The sequence below is a fragment of the Streptomyces sp. NPDC048111 genome (assembly GCF_043202815.1).
In the GTDB taxonomy this organism is placed as follows: domain Bacteria; phylum Actinomycetota; class Actinomycetes; order Streptomycetales; family Streptomycetaceae; genus Streptomyces.
In genome coordinates, this window is the sequence record NZ_JBIDBD010000014.1 from 164,824 (window position 1) to 173,285 (window position 8,462).

The 8,462-nt window shown below is 72.7% G+C and carries 6 protein-coding genes; 2 read left to right on the top strand and 4 right to left on the bottom strand.

Annotated elements, in window-relative coordinates; genetic code table 11:
* Positions 1-44: 44 nt before the first annotated feature.
* The 4 genes from ACGF3I_RS22670 to ACGF3I_RS22685 form a co-directional block, all read right to left on the bottom strand.
* Positions 45-947, bottom strand: a complete 903-nt coding sequence (locus ACGF3I_RS22670) for an ABC transporter permease (protein WP_393134696.1) — start codon at positions 945-947, stop codon at positions 45-47.
* Positions 934-1,884, bottom strand: a complete 951-nt coding sequence (locus ACGF3I_RS22675) for an ABC transporter ATP-binding protein (protein ID WP_393134698.1) — start codon at positions 1,882-1,884, stop codon at positions 934-936. The genes ACGF3I_RS22670 and ACGF3I_RS22675 overlap by 14 nt, the downstream gene beginning before the upstream one ends.
* A gap of 101 nt (positions 1,885-1,985) precedes the next feature.
* The gene (locus ACGF3I_RS22680; RefSeq protein WP_393134700.1) at positions 1,986-3,209 is read right to left on the bottom strand and encodes an outer membrane lipoprotein carrier protein LolA; all 1,224 of its coding nucleotides are present in this window, start codon (positions 3,207-3,209) and stop codon (positions 1,986-1,988) included.
* 322 nt (positions 3,210-3,531) lie between these two features.
* The gene (locus ACGF3I_RS22685) at positions 3,532-4,542 is read right to left on the bottom strand and encodes a polyprenyl synthetase family protein (protein ID WP_393134702.1); all 1,011 of its coding nucleotides are present in this window, start codon (positions 4,540-4,542) and stop codon (positions 3,532-3,534) included.
* A 204-nt stretch (positions 4,543-4,746) separates the two neighbouring features.
* On the opposite strand from ACGF3I_RS22685, the gene ACGF3I_RS22690 reads away from it, so the two are divergent.
* Positions 4,747-6,747: a CocE/NonD family hydrolase gene (locus ACGF3I_RS22690; protein WP_393134704.1), complete on the top strand. Its 2,001-nt coding sequence runs from the start codon at positions 4,747-4,749 to the stop codon at positions 6,745-6,747.
* 183 nt (positions 6,748-6,930) lie between these two features.
* A complete protein-coding gene (gene fahA, locus ACGF3I_RS22695; RefSeq protein WP_393134706.1) occupies positions 6,931-8,157 on the top strand; it encodes a fumarylacetoacetase in 1,227 nt (408 codons plus the stop codon).
* Positions 8,158-8,462: the final 305 nt, after the last annotated feature.

Below are 8,462 nucleotides of genomic sequence, written 5' to 3' on the forward strand. Positions count from 1 at the left end.
CGCCGACCCCCTCGCCACGAGACCCGTCGTCACGAGCCCCGTCGTCACGCCGTGATGTCCTTGGTGGTGAAGCGGGCCCAGGCCGCCGAACCGAACACCGCCACGTACAGGGCCTGGAGTTCGAGGTTCTTCACCAGCTGGTCCCAGTAGACCGGCTCGCGCAGGATGTCCGCGAAGGACAGCCAGTAGTGCGGGAAGAGATACGGCCCGATCGCGTGCAACTGCGGTATCTGGCCCAGGATCTGGACCGTGATCAGCAGCCCGACCGTAGAGGCCATCGCCGCGATGCCGCTGTTGGTCAGCGTCGAGACGAACAGGCCGAGCGCGGCCATCCCGGACAGCGAGAGCGCCACCACCCCGGCGATCGCCACGGCCCGCACCAACCCGTCGCCGAAGGTGATCCGCGTCCCCGAGATCGTGGTGACGTCGCCGAGCGGGAACAGCAGCGCACCGACCGCGAGCGCGGAGACCGCCACCACAAGCGTGGCGATGAGGCAGAAGGAGAGGACGGACGCGTACTTGGCGAGCAGCAGGCGGGTGCGGCCCGCCGGGGCGACCAGCAGGTAGCGCAGGGTGCCGGCGTTGGCCTCGCCCGCCACCGCGTCGCCCGCCACCACCCCGACGGCCATGGGCAGGAACACCGGCAGGGTGGCCGCGAGGGCCGCGAAGACCAGGAAGAGGCCGTTGTTGGTGATCTGCGTGATGAACGCGGGCCCGCCTCCGCCGCCCTCACCACCGCCTCCCCCGCCACCGCCCGTGTCGACCTTCACCGCGATGCCGATCAGGACCGGCACCGCCGCCAGCACCCCGAGCAGCGCGAGCGTGCGCCAGCGGCGCAGCACCGTGACCAGCTCGGAGCGGAAGAGCCCGAGCGACCACAGCACGCTCGGGCGCCGGCCCGGCTCGGCCCGCGGCGCCCGCTGCTCGGCGATCTCAGCCCGCGACATCAAAACCCTCCCCGGTCAGCGCGACGAAGGCGTCCTCCAGTGAGGCGCGCTCGGCCGCGAAGCCGCGCACCCGCACCCCGGCCCGTACGAGATCGGCGTTGAGGTCCGCCAACTCGACCTCGGCGGACGGCAGTTCGGCGGTCACCCGGTCCTCGCCGGCCACCGTCACATCGGCGATCCCGCGCTCCTTGAGCAGGCGGGCCGCCGCCCCGGTGTCCGGGGTGGTGACCGCGAGGCGCCCGCGCGCGCCCGCGGCGAGCTCCGCCACTTCGCCCTGCACCACGAGCCGGCCCTGGTTCATCACCGCGGCGTGCGAGCAGACCTGCTCGATCTCGTCGAGGAGGTGCGAGGACAGGAAGACCGTCGTGCCGTCCTGTGCCAGCTCCCGTATCAGCGTCCTGATCTCCCGCATGCCCTGCGGGTCAAGACCGTTCGTCGGCTCGTCCAGGACGAGCAGCTCACGGTGCTGGAGCAGCGCGGAGGCCAGGCCGAGGCGCTGCTTCATGCCCAGCGAGTACGCCCGCGCCTTCTTGCCCGCCGCCGCCGTGAGCCCCACCCGGTCCAGGGCGGCGCCCACCCGGGCGCCGCGGGTGCGCGGGTCGGCCGTGGGGTCGGCGGCGTCGTACCGCAGCAGGTTGTCCCGGCCGGACAGGAACCCGTAGAGCGCCGGCCCCTCGATCAGGGCGCCCACCTTCGGCAGCACGGCGCGGGCCGCTCCCGGCATGCGGCTGCCCAGGAGCCGCGCGGTGCCGGACGTCGGCTCGATGAGGCCCATCAGCATGCGGATGGTGGTGGTCTTGCCGGAGCCGTTGGGGCCGAGGAAGCCGAACACGCTGCCGCGCGGAACCGTGAGGTCCAGCCCGTTGACGGCCAGCTGGCCGCCGCGGAACCGCTTGCTGAGGCCCCGCGTCTCGATGACCGCCGAGCTGTCGTCCACCCCGCCCCCTTCCCGATCCGGGGGTCGAGGCCCCCGGGCCCCTGCGGGGCCGGCTCGGGCCGGGGGCGGCGGCTCGGTGGCCGCCTCCCCCAACCTCCTTGCTACTTGGCCGAGTTGGCCGCTGCCACCAGCGCGTCCTTTGTCACGGCACCCACGTACACCTTGCCGTTGTCCGTGATCAGGGCGTTGACCAGACGGGTCTTGAAGACCGTGCCCGAGCCGAACGGGCCGGAGACCTTGTCGCCGAGGGAGTCGAGGAACTTCTGGGCGTCGCCGCCCTTGTTCCCGTCCGCCTTGGGCAGGCCCTTGCCGCCGGTGTCGAGCTCGGCGATGGCGGTCCAGCCCTTGCCGATCACCTTGGTGTTCTTGGCGTCCCCGAAGGAGCCGAGGCCGCCGGGCAGGCCCTGCTCGGGCTTGAAGGTCTGCTTCCCGTGGTCGCCCCGCTTGCCGTCGTCCTCGGTCACCTTCGCGCCCTTGGGCGGGGTGAACGCGAAGGTGCTCGCGGACGGCTTCGAGAAGTCGACCTTGGTGAAGCCCGCGTCGACCACGGCCTTGCCGCCCGCGCTCGGCGAGAGCGTGAACTTCAGGGGCACGCCCGTCTTGGCGTCCACCGCCACCCGGACCGAACCGATCGTCGAGCCGGACTGCTTCGGCTTGATCAGGAGTTCGTAGGCGTCCCGCCCGGCGATCTGCGCCGTGCCGTCCACCGACACCGCGGTGGTGGGGTCGACGTTCTTCAGGAACTCATCGGCCAGCGCCTTCGGGGTGGTCGGTATGCCGGCCTCCGGCGTCTTCTTCCCGTGCTCCCGCGCCCCGTCCGCCGCGTGCCGGGAGTGGTGGACCTGGTTGGCTCCGCTGTCGTAGGCCCATACGTCGTCGCCGTTGTGGATCAGGCTGTACTCGGCCGCGTCCTCCATGATCGACACCTTCTGGCGGTCGGGGCCGTCGGCCGCGACGCGCAGGGTGTGGGTGCCGGAAGCGAGCTCGGTGAGCTTCGCGTCCGGGGACGCCGACTTCTCGGCGCCGCCGCCCTTGGGGGCGAAGGAGCCGAGGCTGCCGAGGCCGGGCAGGCCCAGGTCCGTGCTGATCTTCACCGTGCCGGAGAGCTGCTGGGTGTCCGACGCGGCCATCTTCTCGATGAGCTGCTGCGCGCTGATCTTCGGCAGACTGGGGTCACCGGCCGCGGCGAGCGCCGGGACGAGACCGATGGTCGCCGCCGCCACCCCCGCCACCGCGACCGGGACGAGATAGCGCGCCGCCTTGCGGCGCCCCGCACCCGGGTCCGTGGCTTCGCCGGTGGCCTGTGCGCTGTCGTTCGGTGCCATGTGTGCCCTACCTCCGTGGTCGGCGGCGTCCGTCCGTCGTGCTCAGTTCCACCCCGCGCCGCCATTCTCACCCGAATTGGTCAGGAGTGGTGCTTACCATCTGACCAAATCGACCGCCGCGAAGCGTCAGCCCCCGGGAGCAACCTCGTGTACCTCTCTGGGATGACACGACCCTGAGACGGCTCCCCCGACAGGGACGCGCGGCTCCCCCGCGTGGGGGGGGGCGCCCCCAGGGGGCGCCCGTCGACCCGTGCTCGTCGGCCCGCCGCCTCAGGCAGCCTCCTCAAGCCGCCTCCTCAGGCAGCCCCGTCAGGCCGCCCCGTCAGCCCGCGCGGTGGACGACCGCGTCGCAGAGCTCCGCCAGGGCGGACTTCGCGTACCCGGAGGGCAGCGGCGCCAGCGTGGCCCGCGCCTCCTCGGCGTAGCGGACCGTGTCCTTGCGGGCCTGCTCCAGGGCCGGGTGCACACGCAGCCGGCGCAGCGCCTCCGCGTGCCGCGCGTCGTCGGCGAGGTCGCCGTCGAGCAGTGCCACGAGCTCCAGGTCCTCCGGGCGGCCGTACTGCGCGGCCTGGGCCCGCAGGTGGAGCACCGGCAGGGTGGGGATGCCCTCGCGCAGGTCGGTGCCCGGGGTCTTGCCGGACTCGTGCGAGTCGCTGGCGATGTCCAGGACGTCGTCGGCGAGCTGGAAGGCGGTGCCCAGGCGCTCGCCGTACTGCGTCAGGATGTCGACCACCGACTCGTCGGCGCCGGACATCATCGCGCCGAACCGGCCCGAGACCGCGACCAGGGAGCCGGTCTTGCCGGACAGCACGTCGAGGTAGTGGTCGACCGGGTCGCGCCCGTCGCGGGGGCCCGCGGTCTCCAGGATCTGGCCGGTGACGAGCCGCTCGAACGCCTCGGCCTGAATGCGTACGGCCTCCGGGCCGAGATCCGCCAGTATGTGCGAGGCGCGTGCGAACAGGAAATCACCCGTGAGGACCGCCACGGAGTTGCCCCAGCGGGCGTTGGCGCTGTCCACGCCGCGCCGCACATCGGCCTCGTCCATCACGTCGTCGTGGTAGAGCGTCGCGAGATGGGTGAGCTCGACGACCACCGCCGAGGGCACGATGCCCGGCGCGTAGGGATCGCCGAACTGGGCGGCCAGCATCACGATCAACGGGCGGAAACGCTTGCCACCTGCACGGATGAGGTGCTGCGCGGCCTCCGTGATGAACGGGACCTCGCTCTTGGTGGCATCGAGCAGTCCCGCCTCGACAGCCGCCAATCCGGTCTGGACATCGGCTTCAAGTGCCTGGTCCCGCACGCTAAGACCGAACGGCCCGACGACGGTCACGAGGGGTACTCCTGTCTGCTGACGATCACACGGATTGTCGATGTGTCGCTGCCTTCACTCAAGTCAGCGTATCGGGTCGCTGTTCGATCACCATGGGCGCCTTCCCGTCACCCCTCGCGCACAGTCCTTTGAACCCCGGTATGTTCTTGATCAGCTCATTTGATCAGGAGTGAACCCTTTGCCCGGAGCGCCGAGGTCGCCGCCATGCACATCCGCACCGAGTTCCCTTACGAGACCCAGCGCGCGGACGTCCGGATCCCGCTGCCCGACGGCACGCTGCTCTACGCGCGCGTCTGGCGCCCGGTCACCGATGAGCCCGTGCCCGCGCTGCTCGAATACCTCCCGCACCGTCTCACCGACCGGACGGCGCCGCGCGACTGGCAGCGCCACCCCTGGTACGCAGGGCACGGCTACGCCTCGGTCCGGGTCGACGTGCGCGGGTACGGCTGCTCGGAGGGGCTGCCCGGCGACGCGCACGACGCGGCCGAGCTCGCCGACGGGGTCGCGGTCGTCAACTGGCTTGCCCAACAGCCCTGGTGCACCGGCCGGGTCGGCATGTTCGGCATCGCGTGGGGCGGGTTCGACAGCCTCCGGATCGCGGCCCTCGCCCCCGAGCCGCTCAAGGCGGTCGTGACGGTCTGCTCGGCCGACGACCGCTACGACAACGGCGCGAACTACCTGGGCGGTTCGGTGCTCGCCGCCGCCATGCCCGCCCGGGCCGCCGCCCTGCTCGCCCTCGCCTCATGCCCGCCGGACCCCGCCCACGTCGGGGAAAAATGGCGCGAAATGTGGCTGGAACGGCTCGAAGCGGTGGCGCCGCCCCTCCACATCTGGCTCGCCCACCAGACACAGGACGCCTACTGGCGGCACGGCGGCGGGTCCGAGGACCACGGCGCGATCGAGGCGGCGGTGCTCGCGGTGGGCGGCTGGCACGACCCGTACCGGGACACGGTCCTCCGCCTGGTGGAACACCTCCCGGCCGACCGGGTGCGCGGTCTGATCGGCCCCTGGTCCCACCAGTATCCGGACCGCGGCCGGCCCCCCGGCCCCGCGATCGGCTTCCTCCAGGAGACCCTGCGCTGGTGGGACCACCACCTCAAGGGCGAGGAGACGGGCGTCATGAAGGAGCCGCTGCTGCGCTCCTGGATCAGCGAGTCGCACCCTCCGGCCACGACGTACGCCCAGCTCCCGGGCCGCTGGGTCGGCGACCCCGCCTGGCCGTCGCCCCACGTCACACCGGTCACGTACGCGCTCCAGGGCCCGCCCGTGCAGGTCCGCTCGCCCCAGCACACCGGCCTCGACGCGGGCTCCTTCCGCCCCTTGGGCAACGACGCCGACCTGCCTCCCGACCAGCGCGCCGAGGACGCCCGCTCGGCCGCCTTCGACTTCCCGGTCCCGGCGGAATCGGGCCCCCTCGACATCCTGGGACGCCCCCGGGTCACCCTGCGGCTGCGCATGGACGTCCCGTTCGGCCAGGCGATCGCCCGGCTCTGCGACGTGGCCCCGGACGGCTCGTCGACGCTGGTGACGCGAGGTGTGCTCAACCTGTCCGCGCGGCACGGCCGGGACCGGGCCGACGCCTGGCCGCTGGGCGCCACGGAGGACGTGACCTTCGATCTGAGCGCCATCGGCCACGCCTTCCCGCCGGGCCATCGCGTGCGGCTCGCGGTGTCCTCCGCGTACTGGCCGTGGATCTGGCCCCAGGCCGACTCGGTCGGCTTCACGCTCGACCCCGCCGGCTCCTCGCTCGACCTCCCGCTGCGCGAGCCCACCGCGACCGACACGATCGCCTTCCCCGACCCCGAACAGTCCGAGCCCCTCGGCGTCTCCCACCCGGCGCCCCTGGACGAGCCGCGCCCCGAGCGCCTCGTGGTGCGGGACGTGGCGAAGGGCGAATGGCGCCTTGAGGTCGACCCGCGGCACGGGGGGACGCGGGTCCATCCCGACGGCCTCGAATGCACGGAGGACGCGCGGGAGACGTACACGATCGAGGAGAGCGACCCGCTGTCCGCCCGGACCCTCTCCACCTGGCAGGTGCGGCTGCACCGGGCGGAGTCGGGGTGGGACGTGAGGGTGGACACGCGGTCGGAGGTCCGGTGCGACGCGGCGGATTTCGTGACATCGGACGAGGTGGTGTGCCGGGAGGGGGGTGAGGTGGTGTTCCACCGGACGTGGGAACGCCGCATCTCCCGCGAGGCGGGCTAGGCCTCCTCTGCCCGGGCGGGCCCCGATGGCCTCTCGCGCGGGCCCGTCCCGTCTGCGGAGACCGCGGAACTCCCCCTTCCGGGTACGGCATTTCGGGACATCGGGCACTCTTTGGGCACTGCCGCGCCGAGCACCGCCGACGTAACGTGTCACCCACACCCGTGGAAAGCGAGGCAGGCACCGATGTCCGAGCAGAGCCCGCTCGAACTGGCCGAGGGCGACCCCTTCGGCCCGCACAACCTTCCGTACGGCGTCTTCTCCACGCCGGGCCACCCCGAGGACCGCAGGGTCGGCGTCCGCATCGGCGACCACGTCCTGGACGCGGGGGCGGCGGCGCACGCGCTGGGCTCGCCGTACGCGGCGCTCCTGGCCCGGCCGAGCCTCAACCCGCTGCTCGCCGCGGGGCGTACGGCCTGGCGCGATGTGCGCCGCGCGCTCACCGCCTGGGTGACGGTGCCCGCGCACCGCCCGGTGATAGAGCCGCTGCTCCACCCGCTCTCGGCCGTCGAACTGCACCTGCCGTACGAGGTCGCCGACTACGTCGACTTCTACGCGAGCGAGCACCACGCCACCAACGTGGGCAAGATCTTCCGGCCCAACGGCGAGGCGCTCACGCCCAACTGGAAGCACCTGCCCATCGGTTACCACGGCCGGTCCGGGAGCATCGTGGTCTCCGGCACGGACGTCGTCCGTCCGCAGGGGCAGCGCAAGGCGCCGACGGATCCGGCCCCCCTGTTCGGCCCCTCGGTCAAGCTGGACATCGAGGCCGAGGTCGGCTTCGTCGTGGGTACGCCGTCGAGCCTCGGCACTCCGGTGGACCTGGGCTCCTTCGACGACCACGTCTTCGGTCTGTTCCTGCTCAACGACTGGTCGGCGCGGGACATCCAGGCCTGGGAGTACGTGCCGCTCGGTCCCTTCCTCGGCAAGTCCTTCGCGACATCGGTCTCGGCGTGGGTCACCCCTCTGGAGGCCCTGACGGCGGCCCGCGTCGCGCCGCCGGCCCGGGACCTCCCGCTGCTCCCCTACCTGGACGACTCCGCGGAGGAGGTGCCCGGCGGGTTCGACCTGCGCATCACGGTGTCGATCAACGGGACCGTCGTGGCCGAGCCGCCGTTCTCCGCGATGTACTGGACGGCGGCGCAGCAGCTCGCGCACATGACGGTGAACGGGGCGTCGCTGCGTACGGGGGACGTGTTCGCCTCGGGGACGGTGAGTGGGGAGGGGCGTTCGCAGCGGGGGTCGTTGCTGGAGCTCACCTGGAACGGGGCCGAGCCGCTCGAACTTCCCTGCGGGAAGCGGGCGTTCCTTGAGGACGGGGACGAGGTGACCCTCACCGCTTGGGCCCCCGGGCCCCACGGCGTCCCCCTCTCCCTGGGCGAGGTCCGCGCCACCATCACCCCCTCCCCCTGACCCCCTTCCCGGGTCGGCCCCGGGGCGCCGGGGCGCCCTGGGGCTCCGCCCCAGACCCCGGAGGTCTGCCCACCCACCCACCCGCACAGCGGGTTGGATGGGCCCGGCCCCTGGGGCTCCGCCCCAGACCCCGGGGGGTCTGCCCACCCACCCGCCCGTAGAGGGGGTTGGAGGGTGCCTGGCCCTGGGGCTGCGCCCCAGACCCGCTGAGGGGCTCCGCCCCTCGAACCCCGGCGGGGGCTCCGCCCCCTGCACCCCCTATCGCGCCTGAACGGCGCTCGTCCTCAAACGCCGGACGGGCTGAG

Coding starts and splice junctions, on each gene's coding strand:
- ACGF3I_RS22680 (WP_393134700.1), bottom strand. CDS start 3,209: ATGGCACCGAACGACAGCGCACAGGCCACCGGCGAAGCCACGGACCCG.
- ACGF3I_RS22690 (WP_393134704.1), top strand. CDS start 4,747: ATGCACATCCGCACCGAGTTCCCTTACGAGACCCAGCGCGCGGACGTC.
- ACGF3I_RS22670 (WP_393134696.1), bottom strand. CDS start 947: ATGTCGCGGGCTGAGATCGCCGAGCAGCGGGCGCCGCGGGCCGAGCCG.
- fahA (WP_393134706.1), top strand. CDS start 6,931: ATGTCCGAGCAGAGCCCGCTCGAACTGGCCGAGGGCGACCCCTTCGGC.